General features: G+C 55.2%; 19 protein-coding genes. 12 read left to right on the top strand and 7 right to left on the bottom strand.

Annotated elements, in window-relative coordinates:
• Positions 1-182: 182 nt before the first annotated feature.
• The 7 genes from AACO21_RS11935 to AACO21_RS11905 all read left to right on the top strand — a co-directional run bounded on the left by AACO21_RS11935 (position 183) and on the right by AACO21_RS11905 (position 7,970).
• A complete protein-coding gene (locus tag AACO21_RS11935) occupies positions 183-1,157 on the top strand; it encodes a TRAP transporter substrate-binding protein (protein ID WP_346192745.1) in 975 nt (324 codons plus the stop codon).
• A 72-nt stretch (positions 1,158-1,229) separates the two neighbouring features.
• Positions 1,230-1,748, top strand: coding sequence for a TRAP transporter small permease (locus tag AACO21_RS11930; RefSeq protein ID WP_346192744.1), 519 nt, complete (start codon positions 1,230-1,232; stop codon positions 1,746-1,748).
• Between the two features lie 12 nt (positions 1,749-1,760).
• Positions 1,761-3,059: a TRAP transporter large permease subunit gene (locus tag AACO21_RS11925; RefSeq protein ID WP_346192743.1), complete on the top strand. Its 1,299-nt coding sequence runs from the start codon at positions 1,761-1,763 to the stop codon at positions 3,057-3,059.
• 8 nt (positions 3,060-3,067) lie between these two features.
• Complete coding sequence (gene pxpB, locus AACO21_RS11920; RefSeq protein ID WP_346192742.1) at positions 3,068-3,826, top strand: 5-oxoprolinase subunit PxpB; 759 nt, start codon at positions 3,068-3,070, stop codon at positions 3,824-3,826.
• Entirely contained in the window at positions 3,823-4,869 is a 1,047-nt protein-coding gene (locus AACO21_RS11915) for a biotin-dependent carboxyltransferase family protein (protein WP_346192741.1), read from the top strand. Before pxpB ends, AACO21_RS11915 begins: the two co-directional genes overlap by 4 nt.
• Positions 4,870-4,888: 19 nt before the next feature.
• Positions 4,889-5,665 (top strand): 5-oxoprolinase subunit PxpA, encoded by a 777-nt coding sequence (locus AACO21_RS11910; protein ID WP_346192740.1) that lies wholly within the window; start codon positions 4,889-4,891, stop codon positions 5,663-5,665.
• Positions 5,666-5,822: 157 nt separating this feature from the next.
• Positions 5,823-7,970: a PAS domain-containing methyl-accepting chemotaxis protein gene (locus AACO21_RS11905; RefSeq protein ID WP_346192739.1), complete on the top strand. Its 2,148-nt coding sequence runs from the start codon at positions 5,823-5,825 to the stop codon at positions 7,968-7,970.
• A 53-nt stretch (positions 7,971-8,023) separates the two neighbouring features.
• On the opposite strand, the gene AACO21_RS11900 is transcribed toward AACO21_RS11905, so the two are convergent.
• A complete protein-coding gene (locus AACO21_RS11900) occupies positions 8,024-8,191 on the bottom strand; it encodes a hypothetical protein (protein ID WP_346192738.1) in 168 nt (55 codons plus the stop codon).
• A 1,235-nt stretch (positions 8,192-9,426) separates the two neighbouring features.
• On the opposite strand from AACO21_RS11900, the gene AACO21_RS11895 reads away from it, so the two are divergent.
• Positions 9,427-10,776, top strand: coding sequence for an integrase family protein (locus tag AACO21_RS11895; RefSeq protein WP_346192737.1), 1,350 nt, complete (start codon positions 9,427-9,429; stop codon positions 10,774-10,776).
• Positions 10,777-11,457: 681 nt separating this feature from the next.
• Positions 11,458-12,414, top strand: coding sequence for a hypothetical protein (locus AACO21_RS11890; protein ID WP_346192736.1), 957 nt, complete (start codon positions 11,458-11,460; stop codon positions 12,412-12,414).
• Between the two features lie 286 nt (positions 12,415-12,700).
• Here AACO21_RS11890 and AACO21_RS11885 read toward each other — a convergent pair whose 3' ends face one another.
• The gene (locus AACO21_RS11885; protein ID WP_346192735.1) at positions 12,701-13,012 is read right to left on the bottom strand and encodes an H-NS histone family protein; all 312 of its coding nucleotides are present in this window, start codon (positions 13,010-13,012) and stop codon (positions 12,701-12,703) included.
• A 237-nt stretch (positions 13,013-13,249) separates the two neighbouring features.
• Between AACO21_RS11885 and AACO21_RS11880 the strand changes: the two genes are divergently transcribed.
• The 3 genes from AACO21_RS11880 to AACO21_RS11870 all read left to right on the top strand — a co-directional run bounded on the left by AACO21_RS11880 (position 13,250) and on the right by AACO21_RS11870 (position 15,088).
• On the top strand, positions 13,250-14,392 hold the full coding sequence (locus AACO21_RS11880) for a phage/plasmid replication protein, II/X family (RefSeq protein WP_346192734.1): 1,143 nt from the start codon (positions 13,250-13,252) through the stop codon (positions 14,390-14,392).
• Between the two features lie 115 nt (positions 14,393-14,507).
• On the top strand, positions 14,508-14,783 hold the full coding sequence (locus AACO21_RS11875) for a type II toxin-antitoxin system Phd/YefM family antitoxin (protein WP_346192733.1): 276 nt from the start codon (positions 14,508-14,510) through the stop codon (positions 14,781-14,783).
• Positions 14,783-15,088 carry a hypothetical protein gene (locus AACO21_RS11870; RefSeq protein ID WP_346192732.1) on the top strand — a complete coding sequence of 102 codons (306 nt, stop codon included), beginning with the start codon at positions 14,783-14,785 and terminating at the stop codon, positions 15,086-15,088. Before AACO21_RS11875 ends, AACO21_RS11870 begins: the two co-directional genes overlap by 1 nt.
• Here the strand turns inward: AACO21_RS11870 and AACO21_RS11865 are convergent.
• The 5 genes from AACO21_RS11865 to AACO21_RS11845 all read right to left on the bottom strand — a co-directional run.
• Positions 15,065-17,377 carry a flagellin gene (locus AACO21_RS11865; RefSeq protein WP_346192731.1) on the bottom strand — a complete coding sequence of 771 codons (2,313 nt, stop codon included), beginning with the start codon at positions 17,375-17,377 and terminating at the stop codon, positions 15,065-15,067. The genes AACO21_RS11870 and AACO21_RS11865 overlap by 24 nt on opposite strands.
• Before the next feature lie 198 nt (positions 17,378-17,575).
• On the bottom strand, positions 17,576-17,899 hold the full coding sequence (locus AACO21_RS11860; protein ID WP_346192730.1) for a hypothetical protein: 324 nt from the start codon (positions 17,897-17,899) through the stop codon (positions 17,576-17,578).
• A gap of 2 nt (positions 17,900-17,901) precedes the next feature.
• Positions 17,902-18,345 (bottom strand): translesion error-prone DNA polymerase V autoproteolytic subunit, encoded by a 444-nt coding sequence (gene umuD / locus AACO21_RS11855; protein ID WP_346192729.1) that lies wholly within the window; start codon positions 18,343-18,345, stop codon positions 17,902-17,904.
• On the bottom strand, positions 18,338-18,520 hold the full coding sequence (locus AACO21_RS11850; protein ID WP_346192728.1) for a hypothetical protein: 183 nt from the start codon (positions 18,518-18,520) through the stop codon (positions 18,338-18,340). Before AACO21_RS11850 ends, umuD begins: the two co-directional genes overlap by 8 nt.
• 158 nt (positions 18,521-18,678) lie before the next feature.
• On the bottom strand, positions 18,679-18,945 hold a 267-nt coding region (locus AACO21_RS11845), incomplete at its 5' end, for a hypothetical protein (RefSeq protein WP_346192727.1).

Genomic DNA, 18,945 nt, shown 5'->3' with positions numbered 1-18,945 from the left:
TTTTCTCCTGGAATTTGATACGGATTATAGCGAATGTTATGTTGACTTTTTATCGACGTTTTCTTAACGTTACATCGCCATGTTCGTGCACACACCATCGGGCCGGCTCGAAAAACTCCCCCTTCCGAGCCGGCCCGGTGCATGATGTGGCGTCCATTCCAGACAATAACGAGGAGAAGTCCATGCTGAAAACCTTTGCCGCCCTTGGCCTCAGCAGTACCCTGATGTTCTCGTCCGCCGCCGCGCTTGCCCAGCAGAAGTGGGACATGCCGACCGGCTACCCGACCTCCAATTTCCACACCGCCAACATCCAGCTTTTTGCCAAGGATGTTGAAAAGGCCACCGGTGGCAAACTCGTGCTGACCATTCACGATGGCGGGGCCCTCTTCAAGGCCAACGAGATCAAGCGTGCCGTTCAGGGTGGTCAGGCGCAGATCGGTGAAATCATCATCTCCGGTTATTCGAACGAAAATCCGGTTTTCGGCGTTGATTCCATCCCCTTCCTCGCCACCAGCTATGCTGAATCCGAGAAGCTCTGGAAGGCCACCAAGGCCGCCACCGAAGCCCATCTCGCCAAGCAGGGCCTGAAAGTGCTGTACGCCGTGCCCTGGCCGCCGCAAGGGATTTTCAGCACCAAGCCGATCAACTCGGCAGCGGATCTGAAGGGTGCCAAATGGCGTGCCTACAACCCGAACACCAGCCGTATCGCCCAATTGGTCGGCGCCCAGCCGGTGACGGTTCAAGCTGCTGAACTGACCCAGGCGCTGGCCACCGGCACCGTCAACACCTTCATGACCTCCGGCGCCACCGGCTATGACAGCAAGGTCTGGGAGCAGGTGAAGTATTACTACGACGTCAGCGCCTGGCTGCCGAAGAACCTGGTCATCGTTTCCAAGAAGGCCTTTGACGGCCTCGACAAGCCGACCCAGGACGCGCTGCTGAAAGCGGCGGCCGAAGCCGAATCCCGCGGCAACAAGATCAGCCAGGAAAAGAACACCTGGTATCTCGAGCAACTGGCCAAGAACGGCATGAAGATCGAGAAGGGCTCACCGCAGCTGAAGGCTGACCTGAAGAAAGTCGGCGAGCAAATGATCGCTGACTGGGTCAAGCAAGCCGGCCCCGATGGCCAGGCCATGCTCGACGCCTACCGCAAGTAACGCACCGCCCGCGTTCCCCAACCGCACCACCAGGGCCTTTCCCCGGAAAGGCCCTTTTTTCGGAGAGGCTCCATGCGCAAGCTGATGGATACCCTATTCACGCTGGCCGCCTATCTGGCTGGCCTGTTCATGATCGCGACCCTGCTCGCCGTCCTGTCCAGCATTTTTGGCCGGCTCATTCCGGCGCTCGACCTGCCGGGCTCGGATGCCTATGCCGGCTATTGCATGGCGGCGGCCGGTTTCCTCGCGCTGGCGCCGACCCTGCGCCGTGGCGAGCACATCCGTGTGACGCTGATCTTCAATCAGCTGCCGGCCCGCGCCCAGCACATCCTGGACATCTTCTGCCACCTCGTTGCCCTGGGACTCTCCAGCGCGCTGGCCTGGTTCTCGATTCGCCTCGTGCTGCAAAGCCGTGAATTCTTCGACATCTCCACCGGCCTCGATGCCACGCCGTTGTGGATTCCTCAGATTGGCATGGCGGTCGGCACCAGCCTGTTCGCCCTGGCCTTCCTGAATGATCTGGTCCTGCTGCTGGCCGGACAAACCCTGCGCGACGCTTCGCCCGATGGCGAACCGGCCCGTATCGAATAAAGGGGAACCGCCATGGACCTGACCATTACCCTGCTGCTCATCGTCACCCTCTTCGTCATCCTCGGTTCCGGCGTCTGGATCGGCCTCGCGCTGACCGGCGTCGCCTGGATCGGGATGGAATTGTTCACCAGCCGCCCGGTTGGCGATGCCATGTCGATCACCATCTGGAGTTCTGCCTCCTCCTGGACGCTGACCGCCCTGCCGCTCTTCGTCTGGATGGGCGAAATCCTGTTCCGCACCAAGCTCTCCGAAGACATGTTCAAGGGCCTCGCCCCCTGGCTGGAACGTCTGCCGGGCCGCCTGCTGCACACCAACATCATCGGCTGCACGATCTTCGCCGCCGTCTCCGGCTCCTCCGCCGCCACCTGCGCCACGATCGGCAAGATGACCCTGCCGGAACTCAAGCGCCGCGGCTATCCGGAACACATTGCCATCGGCACCCTGGCCGGCGCCGGCACGCTCGGCCTGCTCATCCCGCCGTCGATCATCATGATCGTCTATGGCGTGACGGCCAATGTCTCGATTGCCCAGCTGTTCATCGCCGGCGTCATCCCCGGCTTGCTGCTGGCCGGCCTGTTCATGGGCTACACCATCGTCTGGGCGCTGCTGCACCCGGATCAGATTCCGCCGGCCGAACAGAAATTCACCTTCTTCCAGAAGCTCTACGAATCGCGCCACCTGATTCCGGTGGTCTCGCTGATCGCCGCCGTGCTCGGCTCGATCTACACCGGCCTGGCTACAGCCACCGAAGCGGCTGCACTGGGCGTTGTCGGCTCGATGATTATTGCTGCGGTGCAGGGTGAACTGAGCTGGAAGAATTTCCGCGAAAGCCTGCTCGGCGCGACCCGCCTCTACTGCATGATCGCGCTGATTCTGGCGGGTGCGGCTTTCCTGACCCTCTCGATGGGCTACCTCGGCCTGCCGCGCCATCTGGCAGAGTGGATTTCCAGCTTGGGCCTGTCGCCGCTCATGCTGATCATCGCGTTGATGCTGTTTTTCATTGTCCTGGGCTGCTTCCTCGACGGCATTTCGATCGTCGTGCTGACCATGGGCGTCCTCCTGCCGACCGTTGAAGCCGCCGGTTTCGATCTGGTCTGGTTCGGCATTTTCGTGGTGCTCGTGGTCGAAATGGCGCAGGTGACCCCGCCGGTCGGCTTCAATCTCTTTGTGCTGCAAGGCATGACGAAGAAGGAAATCACCTACCTCGCGAAACATGCCTTCCCGATGTTCCTGCTCATGGTGGCGGCCGTCCTGCTGCTCTATTTCTTCCCGGGTTTCATTACCTGGCTGCCGCAACAGATGGCGGGCTGAGCAGCATCATGACCACCCCGCTGTCCGACACCCCACGCCTGCTGCCGCTCGGCGACAGCGCGTGGACCGTCGAGTTTGCCCGGCACATCGACCCGGCCATCCATGGCCGGGTGATGGCCCTGGATGCCTTGGTCGACGAGGCACGTCGCCATGATCCGCTCTTTGCCGGCATCGTCGACACCGTACCGACCTTCCGCTCCCTGACCGTGCATTACCGCCCGGGCACGGACCCGCTGCTGCTCGGCGAGCGTCTGCTCGCCCTGGCCGGGAATGCCGAAGCCAGCCCCCTGGGCGGACGCCACTGGCTGCTGCCGGCCTGCTTTGACGCCGAATTTGCACCGGACCTGAGCGTGGTCGCCGAGCGCCATGGCACCACCGAAGCCGATGTCATCCAGACGCTTTGCCAAACCCCGTTCCGTGTCTACATGATTGGCTTCATGCCCGGTTTTCCGTACATGGGCGGCCTGCCGGCCAGCCTGCACACACCACGCCTGAGCACGCCGCGCAAAGCGGTGCCGGCCCGCTCCATCGCCATTGCCGGCGAGATGTGCGCGGTCTATCCGTGGCAAAGCCCGGGCGGCTGGAATCTGCTAGGCCAAACGCCGATCGACCTGTTTGTCGCTCAGGACAACCCGCCCGCCCTGCTCGCTTCGGGTGATTTTGTGCATTGGCAGGCGGTCGACCGTCGGGAATACGCCGAAATCGAACAGGCACTAAGCAGTGGCGAACTGCATCGCCAGCACTTTCTGCACGGAGGTTCAGCATGAACGGCTGGCTGGATGTGATCGACGGTGGTCTCGGCAATGCCATTCAGGATGCCGGCCGCTACGGTTATCGCCACATGGGCGTGGCCGTCTCCGGCTTTCTCGACCCCATTTTCGCGGCCTGCGCCAATGCGCTGATCGGCAATCCGGATGCGGCGGCAGCCATTGAAATCCGCGGTCTTGGTCCCGGTCTGAAGGTACGCCAGGGCCCGGTCCGTGTCGCCCTGAGCGGTGCGGTCAGCGCCAGCATCCTGCGCCACGGCGGCAGCACCCAGGAACTGCCGGCCTGGCACAGCGCCACACTGGAGACCGGCGACATCCTCAAGTGCGGTGCCGTCAGCGGCGGTACGGCCTATCTGGCGATCAGCGGCGGCATCGACCTGATCCCGCAACTCGGCAGCCGCGCCACCTATCAGCGCGCCGGCATCGGGGGCATCGATGGCCGTCTGCTGGCCGCCGGCGACGCCTTGCCCTGCCACCGACTGGCCCGTAACGAATATCGCGAATACCGCGCCGAACCCTGGGAACACCACAACGGCCCGATCCGGCTGATTCCCGGCCCACAGGTCGATCATTTTGCCGACGGCGAACTGGCGCGCTTCCTTGCCGCCACCTATTGCGTCACCCGCGACAGCGACCGCATGGGCATGCGTCTCGACGGCCCGGCCCTGGCCCACCGCAGCCCGGCCCACGCCGACATCGTCTCCGATGCCGTGACCCCGGGCACCCTGCAGGTGCCGGGCAACGGTCTCCCCATCCTGCTGCTGGCAGATTGCCAGACCGTGGGCGGCTACCCCAAGATCGCCACCGTCATCCGTGCCGACCTGCCGCGCCTGGCCCAATGCCGCGCCGGCGACAACCTGTGCTTCACGACGGTCGACCTGCCGCAGGCCCTCGAAATCCAGCATCAGGAAGCCCTGCGGCTGACCCGCTGGCAACATGGCATCCAGACCTATCTGCCCGCCGGCTACCTCGATGAAAGCGCGCTCTACACCTGCAATCTGATCGATGGTGTCGTGCGCGCCGAGCCCCCCATCCGTGACTGAACGACCCGGAGTCCTCCGCATGTCCCAGAAAATCAACCTCAATGCCGATCTCGGCGAAAGCTTCGGTGCCTGGCAGATGGGCAACGATCCTGCCTTGCTGGACCTCGTGGGCAGCGCCAATGTGGCCTGCGGCTTCCATGCCGGCGATCCGCTGGTCATGCGCCAGACGGTACGCGCCGCGCGCGAACGCGGGGTGAGCATCGGCGCCCACCCCGCGTTCCCCGATCTGCAGGGTTTCGGACGCCGCCGCATGGACATCCCGGCGGCTGAACTCACCGCCATGCTGATCTATCAGATCGGCGCCCTGCAGGCGATGGCGAGCGTCGAAGGCCATCACGTCAGCCACGTCAAACCGCACGGCGCGCTGAACAACATGGCCTGTGCCGACGCCCAACTGGCGGACATCGTCGCGCGCGCCGTGGCCGCCGTGAGCCGCGACCTGATTCTGCTTGCCCCGGCGCATTCACAACTGGCGCTGGCCGGCGCCCGCGCCGGTCTCTGGGTCGGGCTCGAAGTCTTTGCCGATCGTGCCTATCAGGAAGATGGCCAACTGGTTCCGCGCAGCCAGCCCGGTGCAATGATTCACGGCGCGGAGGCCAGTCTGGCCCATGTATTGCGCATGCTGGAAGCTGGCGGCCTGGTCAGCCAAAACGGCAAGGTGTTGAAAACCGCCATCCACAGCATTTGTGTTCACGGCGATGGCCCGGACGCAATCGCTAGTGCCCAGCGCATTCTGGAGGGGCTGCAAAATGCAGGCTACACGCCAACAACATTGCCAGAAACACTAACAAAATAGTATTTTTGCCAGATTAACCCGGCAATTGCGGCGCAACAGTGTGCCACCCGTCACACTGTTTCAACCTAGTAAAATCACTAGATCATATCAGCACAGCACCCGAAAATCGCAGACAATCCTATGACTTTTTACATAGTTTTCGGGCGGTGCCTTCCCCATGAAAGTCAATTTACCCGTCACCCAGACGGCCGTACCGCTGCCGGTCGACACGCTGCTGGTCTCGAAAACCGACCTGAAAGGCATCATCACCTACGCCAATGATGCTTTTGTCGACATCAGCGGATTCACCCGCGACGAACTGATTGGCAAAAGTCACAACCTGGTACGCCACCCGGACATGCCGCCCCAGGCTTTTGCCGACCTCTGGCAAACCGTCAAAGCCGGACGCGCCTGGAAAGGCATCGTCAAGAACCGCTGCAAGAACGGGGACTTCTACTGGGTCGAGGCCACCGTCATCCCGGTCACGAAAAACGGGGAAATCATTGGCTACATGTCGTCGCGCACCACGCCGACCCGTCAGCAGGTCAGCGATGCCGAAACACTCTACCGCCAACTGAGGGAAAGCAAGGCCGCCTTGCCCCGCCCGCGCAAGACACTCTCCCTCAAGGGAAAACTGGTCGCCTTCGCATTCGCCGTGGCCGCACTGGTCGGCAGCATGGGGCTGCTGGCCATTCAGGATGCCGCACAGCATCGGGACACACTCACGGCAGCCTATAGCGAACACGCCGATCCGGCGCTGGCCCTGCACGAAACCCTGGCACTGATGGATGGCGCATACAAGCACGCCGTACTCGCCGTCATGCACGACCCGGCCGGTCCTTACGCCAAACAGCACGCGCACCCGATCACTCAGCACCTGGACTCGATCAACCAGAAAATCGATGCCCTGCGCAAGCTACGCAAATCGATTGGCGAACGCCATTTCTCCGATACCGACAAGGCGACCTTTGACGCACTCGTCCAGACCGGCGATCGCTACATCGACCAGGGCCTGACCCCGATCAAGGCCGCCTTGCAGGCGGGGCAATTCGGGCAGGCGGCGGAACTCACGGAAAGCACCCTTTTCCCGCTTTACGAGGCTGCCAAGAAGCAGGCGAAGACGCTGAACACCACCATCCTGGCCGAAAAGGATGCCGCCAAACAGGCGGCACAGACCCATTTCGCACAAACGCGCCAGCAACTGCTGGGCGTCAGCCTGCTCTGCCTGCTGCTGGTTGGCGGCATGGCCTGGTGGATCATCCGCAGCATCACGCGCCCCCTGCAAACCGTCACCGATCATTTCCGCCGCATTTCCGAAGGGGTGCTGACGGATACGGTCGACATCCACCGACAGGACGAAATCGGCACCCTGATGTGCTCGCTCGCCGTCATGCAGACCAATCTCAAGGTGATGCTCGACAACATCAACACCTCGTCCAAGATGCTGCTGCAGTCGAGTGCAGACCTGGATGCCCAGATGTTCATGGTGACCATGCAGTCGGACACCCAGCAACGCGAAGTCGAAAGCGTGGCCGCCACCACGGAGGAGTTCAGCCAGGCCGTGGCCGAAGTGGCCGGCAGCGCGCAGCAAACAGCCGAATATGCCCAATCCGCCGAGCAACTGGTGTCCTCCTGCGGCACGACCATTGCCAGCAGCCTGCGCGCCAATGAGCAGGTGATCAGCACGGTGAATAACTCCAGCGAGATCATCGGTCGTCTGGGCAGCAGCATCCGCCGGATTGGCGACGTGACCAAAGCGATCCGCGAGATTGCCGACCAGACCAACCTGCTCGCCCTCAATGCCGCCATTGAAGCGGCGCGCGCCGGTGGGGCCGGACGCGGCTTTGCCGTGGTTGCCGACGAAGTCCGCAAACTCTCGGAACACACGGCCAACAGCACGCGCGACATCACCAATGTGATCAACGAAATCCAGTCGATTTCCGAACAGGCCGTGCAAGCGATGCATCAGGCCGTCAGCGAAGTCACCCGGGGCGATGCCTTGATGCAGGCAGGCGCCCAGGAATTAAGTCAGCTGACGGCCTCCAGCCAGGCGGTCAACGGGATGGCGCAGCACATTGCCAGTGCGGCCCAGCAACAGTCCGTGGCCGGCCAGTCCGTCGCCAGCAGCATGGTCAATGTGGCCGCCATGGTCGAGCAGAACGCCAGCGTCGCCCAGCAAGCCACCCAGCTCTCCAAGGACCTGCTCAAGACCGCCAACCGGCTCAAGAAGACGCTGGTCAAATTTCAGCTCTTCCTGCCCAGCGAAGCACCGCCGGTGGCCGCCAGCGCACCGCGCGGCCACACGCAGGAATTCATCGAGCTGTAAGCAAAAAGGGCCGGTTCAACCGGCCCTTTTTCTGAACACCTGGCGCTCAGCACTCAGGGCAGATCGTTTTCCAGCACATCCATGCGCAAGCGCCGCAAACCTTCCGGCATGCGCAACGTCACCCGATCCCAGCCCTCGAGATCAAGCACCTCGTCCAAGCAAGCCTCCATCCGCGCATGCGCGTCGATGGCTGCTGCGGCAATGCGCTGATGTACGACCACCGCCACATCGCCCCGGCTTGAATTGATTTCGCAATTGTTCTGGTAGGCAAATCAAGGGGGGGCTCGCGACCAAGTGCGTCACAGAGAAAAGCTTAATTGCAGCGCTATGATGCCTTGTAGATGCTCGGGAGGTTCACGCCTCATTCTAGGGCTTGTGAGGGAGTTTGTTGGTATGTTCGGTGCCTGTCCTAGTCGCCGACGCATCGGGGGTGCTGCAGCGCGTCTGGAGGTGCTCTGAAGGGGGTTATAAGTGCTTCTTGCGCCTGACGTCATCTCTCTCTCAGCGAAGCAGGTTTTATCGTTGTATTTCCCGAATTCTCAATCCTTGTTTACCCATTCGTGTAGCCACGCAGCGGCTTACCGATGGTAGCGTGCTTGGTTGGGTGATGCTCGGTGCTGGCGGTAATAGAGACGCCGGAGATACCCCAAGTAAGGGTGAGTAACGGGTGATAGATGGCAGTAGTTTTTCTGAAGGGGGAGTGTGTGAATAATCCGGTAACTTCACCAGACTTGGGGGAGATGGGCGCTGAAAGCGCATTCTCAAACCACGACGACTTTGTCCTGCCCAGGTGGCGACAGAACTGCGTCGCTTGCGTGAGTTGATTGGGAAGTCGACTACAGCCAAAGCTCACTAGGTCGCAGCAGAAGTTGGAAAGAGCACCACGGATCAACATGCCCCCGGAGCAAATCAGCAAGCTCAGGAGACTCAGGTGTCGCTCGGTGATCGCAAAACTGTCTGGCCGCACGGGACGCAAGCAGCTCTCGAATACTACATCGACCAAACATGCACCGGGATTGTCATTCAACAAACCAATGCTGCTCACCTACACCAATGAGAAGCACCCCTACCGAATCATCCGTTTCCACCGATAGTTCAAACCATAAGCCTGGATATCAGCATTGCAAGAGATCGATCTTGATAGCTCGAGCTCGAGTACACATAGAGTACACGAATAAAATTCAGAAGAGATCGGCTGTAAAACAACAACGTAAGTTATTGATTTTATGGCGCGCCCGGAGGGACTCGAACCCCCGACCTGCTGCTTAGAAGAAAGCAAAAGTTTAACGGAACGAATTATTGATCAAAATTGACCCGAATGGAAGATTAAAAATTTTTCCTTTTAAATCAATACAATTTTAGTCTTCATCACACTAACCACCTTTGCAACTCAATTGACTTATATCGATCCGCATTCTAAATTCTGCTTACAGATTGCTTACAAGTTACAAAGCCAATGAGCAGAATCAAACTAACAGCAGGCCGGATTCGTGATCTCTCCTGCCCAGATGAAGAGTCTCAGGTGTTTCTATGGGATAGTGATGTGTCTGGCCTTGCGGTCAGAGCCACGCCCAGCGGAAAAAAGACTTTCTTCTTTCAAGGGCGAATTGCAGGCAGATCTGTTCGCATAAGCATTGGCGATGTACGCGACTGGGGCATCGACGAAGCAAGGGAAGAAGCTCGAACCGTTCAAAAGCAAATTGATAACGGTCTCGACCCCAGGAAAGAGAAGGCGGCTCGTCTTGCCAAAATCATCGATGAGCGGGAGTGCTCGTTGCGCGAAGAAACAACCTTTGGCATCGCCTGGCAGACCTACCTCACTGCAAATCGAGCGAAGTGGAGTGCGCGTCATTTCACAGACCATCTGAAAGCAACTTCGGAGACAAGCAAGCCTCCTGGCCCCCTGGCAGAATTTTTGTCACTTCGATTGAGTGAGGTTAACTCTGAAAAAGTAAAAGCCTGGTTGGACAGGGAGGTAACAAAACGCCCAACCTACTCGGCCATTGCCTTTCGCAAGCTTCGGGCCTTTCTAAACTGGGCTGTCGAGCAACCTGACTATCAGGGCATTGTTGCACACGATGCCTGTAGTCGAAAAGTTTCCCGAATCAAATTGCCAAAAAATCGAGTTAAGACCGATTGCCTGCAAAGGGAACAACTCAACGCCTGGTTTGCTGCAGTCAAAAAGTTATCGTCACCGATTGTATCTGCATACCTACAGGGACTGCTCATAACAGGCGCTCGCAGGGAAGAGCTTGCAACTTTACGCTGGGAAAACGTAGATTTGAAATGGAAATCGTTAACAATTAGAGACAAGGTCGAGGGCGAACGTACCATACCCTTAACCCCCTACTTTGAAAGCCTGCTGCGGGATCTAAAACGAATCAATCAGACCCCACCTCCTGCCGAGCGCATCCTTCACGGTAAGCGTATCAAGAACGATGTTGAAAACTGGAAACCGTCAGAATGGGTATTCAGCAGCAAGACATCAGCGACAGGCAGAATTGTCGAGCCACGCATCGCCCATAACCGAGCTCTCGCCGAGGCTGGACTTCCCGATCTAACGCTGCATGGTCTCCGCCGAAGTTTTGGCACCCTTGCCGAGTGGGTGGAATGTCCAGTTGGAATTAGCGCCCAGATCATGGGGCACAAACCTAGCGCCCTAGCCGAAAAGCATTATCGACAGCGCCCCATCGACCTCCTACGAATGTGGCATACAAAGATCGAAGCATGGATGCTCGAAGAAGCTGGTTTGAAATTTGTGTCGACATTCCCAAATAACAAAGTGCCAGTTGACACATCCAGTTGACCAAACTATTAATTCTAATCAATGGCTTGCATAAAAAACGCAACCAATTAGAATTTGCAGCACAGATCAGTGCAGTTCAACATTGAAAATCTCTGGTTTGTGCGCTTTTTGCTTAGCGCCATTTTCTTTTGCTCGAAAGACTAAGCGGGCCCCACCCCTAGGGCTAAAACGCTTGGGCCGAACAAATGCAACGAAGTGTCAGTTGTATTGCCGACAGCAATTGCTGTCGGGCCTGCTTGTGGCTTTGCTACGGCAGTGTTCGATTCGAGCCTTCTTGCTCCATCACAACTCCACTTCACCCAAGCTATGCGGCAATTTGCTGCAACTTTCAAACTTTGGCAGAGGGGAGCCTGGAGCATTTTCTATGCAAGACGAAACAGATATTGGTCAAACGGAGCAGACTCACCTTTCTTCACCTACCCCAGCAGCAAGAAACCTGGCACCAAAGGAATCCGCTTTGCAACCTGGACTCCTAGAGAAATTACTGCGCCGCTTAGAGGTACTCAGCCACCTCACGACCGAGCAATTTGCCGAGATCCTTCATGTTAAGCCAGAAACGGTTAGGTCAGGGCTTTGCCGCTCAGGAAATTACTGCAGCATTATCCCACTGAAGCTTCCGAACCGGCGTTTGGCGTGGCCGGCTAAAGATGTGGTTCGCCTATTGAACGGGGAGGAAAATTAATGGCCAACCAAACTAATGTATTGAAAGAGAAAAACAATCAATTGACAGGGATGTCTGAGGCGGCAATTCCCGCAACCCCTGGCCTTCATATCGTTCAGGTGCCTAGCAATCTTCCATTGATTTACATCCGTCGCGCACTTGAACAGGCAGTGTTTGCTGGACTCTCAGCGTATACGCTTGGGTTTGAAAAATCTCAGCGACTGATTCCGTTCCTGTCCGTCAGTAAAAACCAACTGACACAAGCCACTGACTTATATCGCAACCACTTTTCGAGTAAGGAGGGCGAGCAGCCTAATGTGGTCCTTTTGGGCAAGAATCAATTCGACGTTTTCAGCTCGGAGGGTATGTTGTATGTGACTCTCAAGACTGGAAAGCCACGCGGGGAAACCGTATGCACCATGCAGCAGCAGATTCGTTCGACATTCCAACCTAGCCAAGTCGAGAACTTTATCAAGCTTCAGACACACGCACGTGAAAAGAATATTTGCTTCATCGTATTTCTTCAAAGCGATCTAGCACCGGATGCAATCGGATGCACTGAGCTTGCGGATGAGTACATTTTGTTGAGCCGCTGCGAGCCGTATGTGGGAGCAGTCACCTCATTCTCGGTTGACTCCCTCAACCGCCAATGGCTCAGTGGGCTTGCAATTGGCAACGTCCAGATGTCGACGATTTGGGGCATTGGCGGTGACACCAAGCTGACAACTGAATCATTTATCCATGAAAAGCTCGAAAACCGCTTGGCTTGGCTTGCCAGAAACGTCATGGTTATGGGGCCTGATGATGTAGGCAAGTTACTCTGTATTAGTCGGCACTCCGTATGGCGCCATGAAAAGCAGATATTTGTGCCAACACCTCATATCCTGCCGGACCCTAAATTCATCGACCACCAACTGAAGTTTTTTGCATGTCCTGACCCGATGGATGAACCACCCGACGATTGGACACAAGCTTAACGAAACCAAACCTCAAGCCCTGATGAGATCAGGGCTTTTTGTTTCCTAGCAATTATCGACTGCAGATGTGCTCGGCGCTCGATACCCCCACCTGCGCAGGCCCGGTTGAAACTAACGAGTTGTTGCACACATTCACTACAACTATTGCAACACAAGCAACTCGTGCAACAACCGCACGACCGCGGTAAATCCCTGACGCGCCATTGTACGAAGACGCTCATCATCGGCCACTGACTTACCGACGATGACAATACTCAGAGCACCAACGAAGTCCGCTGTGCTTCGTTCAAACCAGAAGCTGGTCGAGAGTCCCACCTGACGTAATGAAGTCAGCCACCCACTTTGGCTGACGACCACGGCCAGTCCACGCGAGGTCGGCATTTTCCGGGTCGCGATACTTAACGGCTACAGCCTTTTTCACCTTGGGCTCCGACACGCCGCCAAGCAGATCATCAAGCGAAAAACCATGTGCTGCTGCAATTGCCTCAATCTCTTTACGGGCCTTCGCCTTGTCCTCTCTTTCCCGGCGCTTGAGCTCTGCCGGAATACGTTCAAGTAGAGCTTTGAGATCTGCCGTAGTGATAGCAGAAAAATCCATGACAATTTGTCCTTATGAAGAGAGTTGCGATTATGCCGTAAAAAAAGATAAACACTGCGTTAGCAAGCACACTGTATTTTAGCGGGCATACAACCCCACCCCTAAACACAATCCACATACCATATAATTCTAGATGCCATACTGTGACCCACAACAAACTTGAATAACAACCAAGCAAACACTGTAATACTTACCGTTGCTACAATTACTTGCCAATCAACAATTCAATAGTCAGCCATGAATAATAAACAGAAAACGTGCCTTAGTGGTTTGTATATCAATGGTGTGTTTGCATCGTCGACATTCGATAATGTTAAAGCGAAATTTAAGGTCTCGCATCAAGCTTTGGGAAAGCCACTACCCTACGATAATGACAAACCTACGATGACTAGTAGCCAAGTATTCAACAGCATTGGGAATGCCAGCCTCACTGTCAGGTCTTCTGGTGATGGCACAACGTTGACTATTGATGGCTCATATATCAAGTGGCTAACAGGGCAGAATGTTATCGGTACTTCTGACTTGTTTTATTTGTGTTCCCAGACATTTCAGAGGGTATGTAAGGCTATTGGAATTTGCCCTAGCCAAGAGGAAGTTGACGCTGTTGAACAAGGTGAATTTGTCTTGTTTAGACTTGATTATGCCGTTCACTGTGATGCAAAAAGTGAAGACTCTGCGATATTCCTGCAAGAGCAAATCAAGAAACACTGGGCATTCAAACAGCGAGATTATTCACACTACGGTTATCATGAAACATTGTATGTTGCTCAAAGTTCTAAGCGCCGGACTTTTAAGAGTTACATGAAGGGCCGGGATATTAAAGCCAAGGGTGGTTTAGCTGATGTTCTATACGGCAAAGAAATCGAGAGCATCAGCAATCAATTGGTGCGCATTGAACTTACTTTACGTAATAAATACCTTAAAGAAACCAATTCGACCAGAAACCCGGATTTGAAACTAAACAACCCGTTGGCGTGGAAGAAAAAGTACGCCAAGGCCCTGTTGAAACAACGAATCAAAACCTTGTTATCAGGCATTAACGGAATGAACTCACTGCCTAATCATTCAAAGTCAAAAGGAAAAATGAGTAACGCTGACAAGGCTGTTATTGCGGCTCATTCTGCAGGCGTTTCAATTTCCAGCATTTATGACCAACGTGGGTATAAACGTATTAGAAACAAAATCAAGAAAAATACTGGTATCGACATAGCTCTTCCTGTTGGGCAACAACATATCAACGATTATTTTTTGGAAGCTCGTCAGTTACTTCGTGATGGCATCAAGTACCGCTCCAACCGTGCTCTATTCAATGCCATGATGGCCCATGTCGACAATGCCGATTCCAATTTAACCTCGGACATATCTGACCTGATGGGCTAATGATTTCCTAGCTCAGTTGCACTCAACGGTTGAAAATCATGCAACAACTCCAACAAGCGCAACACAGTACTGTCTGCCACACTGAATGTTAACGTATTTGTTAAAGGATTTAGCAATGAGCTTCACCGCCCAAGATGTTGTGCCGATCAGCGAGGCACGTGCTCGACTGACCGAGTTGGCTGATGATGTGGTGTCCGGCGCTGAAAAGCTGCTGACCAAGAACGGGGCGGCTTACGTCGCATTGGTCGATGCGAAGAAACTCGACTACTACCATCGGCTGGAAGAAGAACACGCCAGCTTGGTGTTGCTGACCGAAGCGGAAGCCGGTCTCCGTGAGGTTTTGGCCGGGCATCGCGTATCGAACGCTGACCTGATGAAGGCGTTGTCTTAATGGCGTTACCCCTAAACGCCAAGGTCGAAGCTGCACCGAACTTCCTCGCCAACCTCGATGCCGCTCACCAGTTCTTTCTGGTTCAGGATGCAGACAGCGCAGATTCACGGCTAACCAAGCTGAAAGAAGACCTCAGCGACATGATCGCCATCCTGGCTTGGTCGCCAGCCAGCGGTCGGCCAGCACGGTTTTTATCTGCAAAATCTGCACAAGCTACGCTGAAAGCCAACGCGGTTCAGCAACTAGCAGAGCAAGCCGGGCGGGAACATGCCGATCAATCGTTATCTGAACTGTTGGGTCAATAGCTCCAACACATTTTGTGGTTGCGCATTGGCTTGGGCCAGTATTGCGGCTCCTGCTTGGCGCAGCATTTGAGTGCGGACATGTTGTGCAGTTTCGGCGGCATAGTCAGCATCAAGTATGCGCGATCTAGTGCTCGAGGCGCTTTCCCTCGCGATCTGCAAATTTGACACAATACCATCGAAGCGGCTTTGCGCAGCCCCCACGCCCGCTCGGATCATGCTGATTTTATCCAATGCGGCATCAGCGATACTAATTGTTTCCATAGCCGCCTCCGCAGTACTGACATCAATCAGACCAGCCACTTTGACAAAATCAGATGAAATAACAAACCCGCTCGGCAATTGCAGAGAAAGCTCACCAATAGCGATAGCACTGTCGTTTTCCGTGCCTGCCGTGAGCGTTTTTCCGCCAAAAATGATCGACGAAGGTGGTGTAGTGATATTTGGGGAAAAAGTTTCGATATCAGACGAAGTCATCGAAAAAATCCCGTTTCCTGAAACATTCGTCCCTTGCTGGGTCGATACGGTAAAACCCGTCCCCAGGCCATCTCCAATGACTCCCAAAACATTCTGGGCCCCATTTGAAAACGAAATATTGGTGTTGCCATTATAAGAAAGGGTTACCGACGAGCCCGAGTTGGTCGCATTCCAGGCACCTCCCAAACTGTTATTCAATCCTTGAGCAATTTGCCCAGCAATCTGCCCAGGGTTGTATACGCTGGCCACCCCCAACGGGATGGTGATTCTTTGTGGAACCCCTGCGTTATCAGCAGAGGTTAAATCAAAAGAGATCTCATTTATCCCGGTGGAATGCATAGACTCAAAACCACCGGCACTAAAGAGGACTGGATTTGGGCCACTATAGATCACGCTATTCACCCGAGTTGCACTTAAAGAAAAACTACCGTTGGCAAAAGTGGTTCCTGGTTGATTTATGACGGCAGCAGACATGTCGGGCGGGGAGGTAATCAACACATCGGAACCAGAAACCGTTGCAACACCCGGACCATAACCAGAAACCGGATCATTGATGGCGGCAGCAACAGCCATTGCATTAGCCGCAGGCGTGCCCCCCGCAGCCAGGGGAATATTGAAATATTTTGGGGAAGGTCCGGATTGGCCGTTGGTGTAAAAATTTACTGCGAAATTCAGCTGGTCACCGATTCCACTGGTTCCTGCCAGGGACAACTTGAGCGTTGAGGGTACGGGCGCAATGCTGGTGTTGCTGATGCCGAGCGTAATTGTCGGGTTGGTCATAAAACTGGCAGCACCGGTCACCGAAAAATTTTCCAGCCCGATATTTTCGCCCAAGCTATTTGTTAATGTTACCCCGCCGCCGCCTGCATTTGCGGTCAGATAACTGAACCCGGCAGAGTTGATGGCATTTGCGAAATCGGCCTCAATTGTTGGAAAGGCACTTGTATCTCGAACGAAACTGATATTTTTGTCGGGCTCATAGCCCAGCCCGGATATTTTGAATGAAACGGTGACACCATCATCCATCCCGGTTGAATTTCTAAAATCGACGACGGTCGAATTAGTCGCCGTTGCCACGACCCCATTCCCTCCCCAGAAGAGATCGTTATTAATTTCATCTGCCAGCCACCTAGCTGATTCACCGGGTGTTTCATTGTAGGTCCAAGGTGTTCCAGTTGGATCGGTTATCGTTAGTTTTTGCGCTCTTCCAGTGCCTGCAGCACTGTTGTAATCGGGGCCGACCAGAACTTGAGGGGTAGTGAGTGCAATGACCGGGGTACTCGTTCCGACCGACAAGCCGATATTGGTAACGTCTTCGAGTTTTGCGGAGCCGATCGACAGAGAAAAGGAGTCCGGATTGTTCGCACCAATTTGAATATGCTGGTTCGTGTACGAACCATCAATCAACTTCAGGTTATTAAAATGCGTGCCATTGACGGTGCGCACATATTCACTTGCCAATTGATCTACTTCGATCTGCATGGCCTGCCGGTCGCTGTCTTTATACGTGCCATTGGCTGATTGAACAGCCAGTTCCCTTATTCGTTGAAACCAGGTCGTTAGGTTGTGCAACGATCCATCCGCGACTTGTGTCGCTGAAACAGCATCGTTCACATTTTTCAAAGCGACCCCCATGCCTCGCTCCTGGGCTTCTATCCGAGTCGCTATTGCGAGGCCAGCAGCATCATCTTTAGCACTATTCACCCTTAAACCCGACGATAGTCTCTGCAATGAAACCTCGATCGTAGAGCCAGTCCCATTCAGATTACGTTGCGCTGTCATGGAGTACAGATTAGTGTTGATGATAGAAGGCATGACAAATATATTCTTACGTGCGTGACATATACAAAAGCAAATATCAGGCCATATGCAACAGATCTCGTAACTAACGAATAACAACCGCGGTTTTTGCATATCGGAATTTATTGCCGGTGAATTTTGCCACCGCTTTTGCGGACGCCAAACATACACCCAGCGAATTTCCTGTCATACCAAGATCAGAACTACCACGTATCAAGACGACTTCAGGGGGAAGGTATATACCTCCAAGTTTGGGGTGAACTGACCGAGCACTTCGACGACACGATTGCTCATGTCGGCGTACAGGGCGTAATTCGAGGAGAAGGCAACGATGCCGTACTGTTTGGCTTCCTTCTGGATTTTGAACCAGGGAACGCCCATCGGAATGCCCAAAGCTTTGACTTCGACACTCCGCGCCACCACACAGCCATCGTTATTCGACAGCACCACCACCGGCTTCGAGGCCAGCTTGGGGTCGAACAGCTTTTCGCAACTGGCGTAGAAGTTGTTGCAATCGACCAAGGCGAATACCGGCATCGCTACCCCAGGCGCTTAAACTTGGCGATCACCACACCCCAGATGACCAATTCCATGTCACCGCGTATGTCGATGGTCGGATAGGCCGGGTTTTCAGCAACCAGTGCGACACAGCCATCACGGTGATGCAAACGCTTCACCAGGCGTTCGCCATCGACAAAGGCAATGACGATGTGACCGTGCATCGCTTTGATGCTGCGATCCACGACCAGAATATCGCCGTCGAAAATCTCCGCGCCTTGCATCGAGTCGCCCTGCACCGGGAAGAAGAAGGTGCTGACTGGGTTGCGAATCAGGTACTCGTTGATGTCGAGCCGCTTGTCTTCGTAGTCTGCAGCCGGGCTGGGAAACCCTGCCGAGACCTTGGCCGCACCGAGCGGGATAAATACACGTGGCGGGTCGAGGGCAGGCAACCAGTCAAAGCCAGAATTGGCAGCCTCAAGCATGAGCTTCAACCGCCTCGGCAGACACCGGCACTTCAGTTTCAGCGTGAGTATCATCCATCAATAGGACGTGCTCGCACTCGGGGCAAACCAAGCACACGTGATCACCGAGCGTTGCCGTTTCCAGATCGGTGGCGTTCAGCGGGGAGTGACAGAATGGGCAGACGATACGAATCATGGCGGCCTCCGTTTAATACTGTATTTTTATACAGCCGCCAGAGGTAAGCAATACTGTATGCCAAATTGCTAGACAGTTGCTGAAGGGGCCAAAATTTCCGCCGCTATCGACCTCAAGCTATTTTTTAGCAACGGGATGTCAGCATGAAAACAATCATCTCATTTACCAACAATTGAAGAAATGGCGGCCTCGGCCTGATTGACTATCTCTCGCTCGGGGTTGTCGATGAAACCAGCGCCGTGGCAGTTAACGCAAACATCAACCGACCTTGGCCCCTCCCAATCAGCACCTGTTCGATAGGTAGACATATCGTAATAGGTCGAGTGGCCTTCACAAACCGGACACTTGCGACGTCCCCCCGGAATTGAGTAGCGCCTGACTTTAGAGTCCAATCCATCACGACAAGGAGATTGGACATGAAGAAG

The organism is Dechloromonas sp. ZS-1 (assembly GCF_039649255.1).
In the GTDB taxonomy this organism is placed as follows: domain Bacteria; phylum Pseudomonadota; class Gammaproteobacteria; order Burkholderiales; family Rhodocyclaceae; genus Azonexus.
This window is presented reverse-complemented; position numbering and strand designations above follow the sequence as displayed.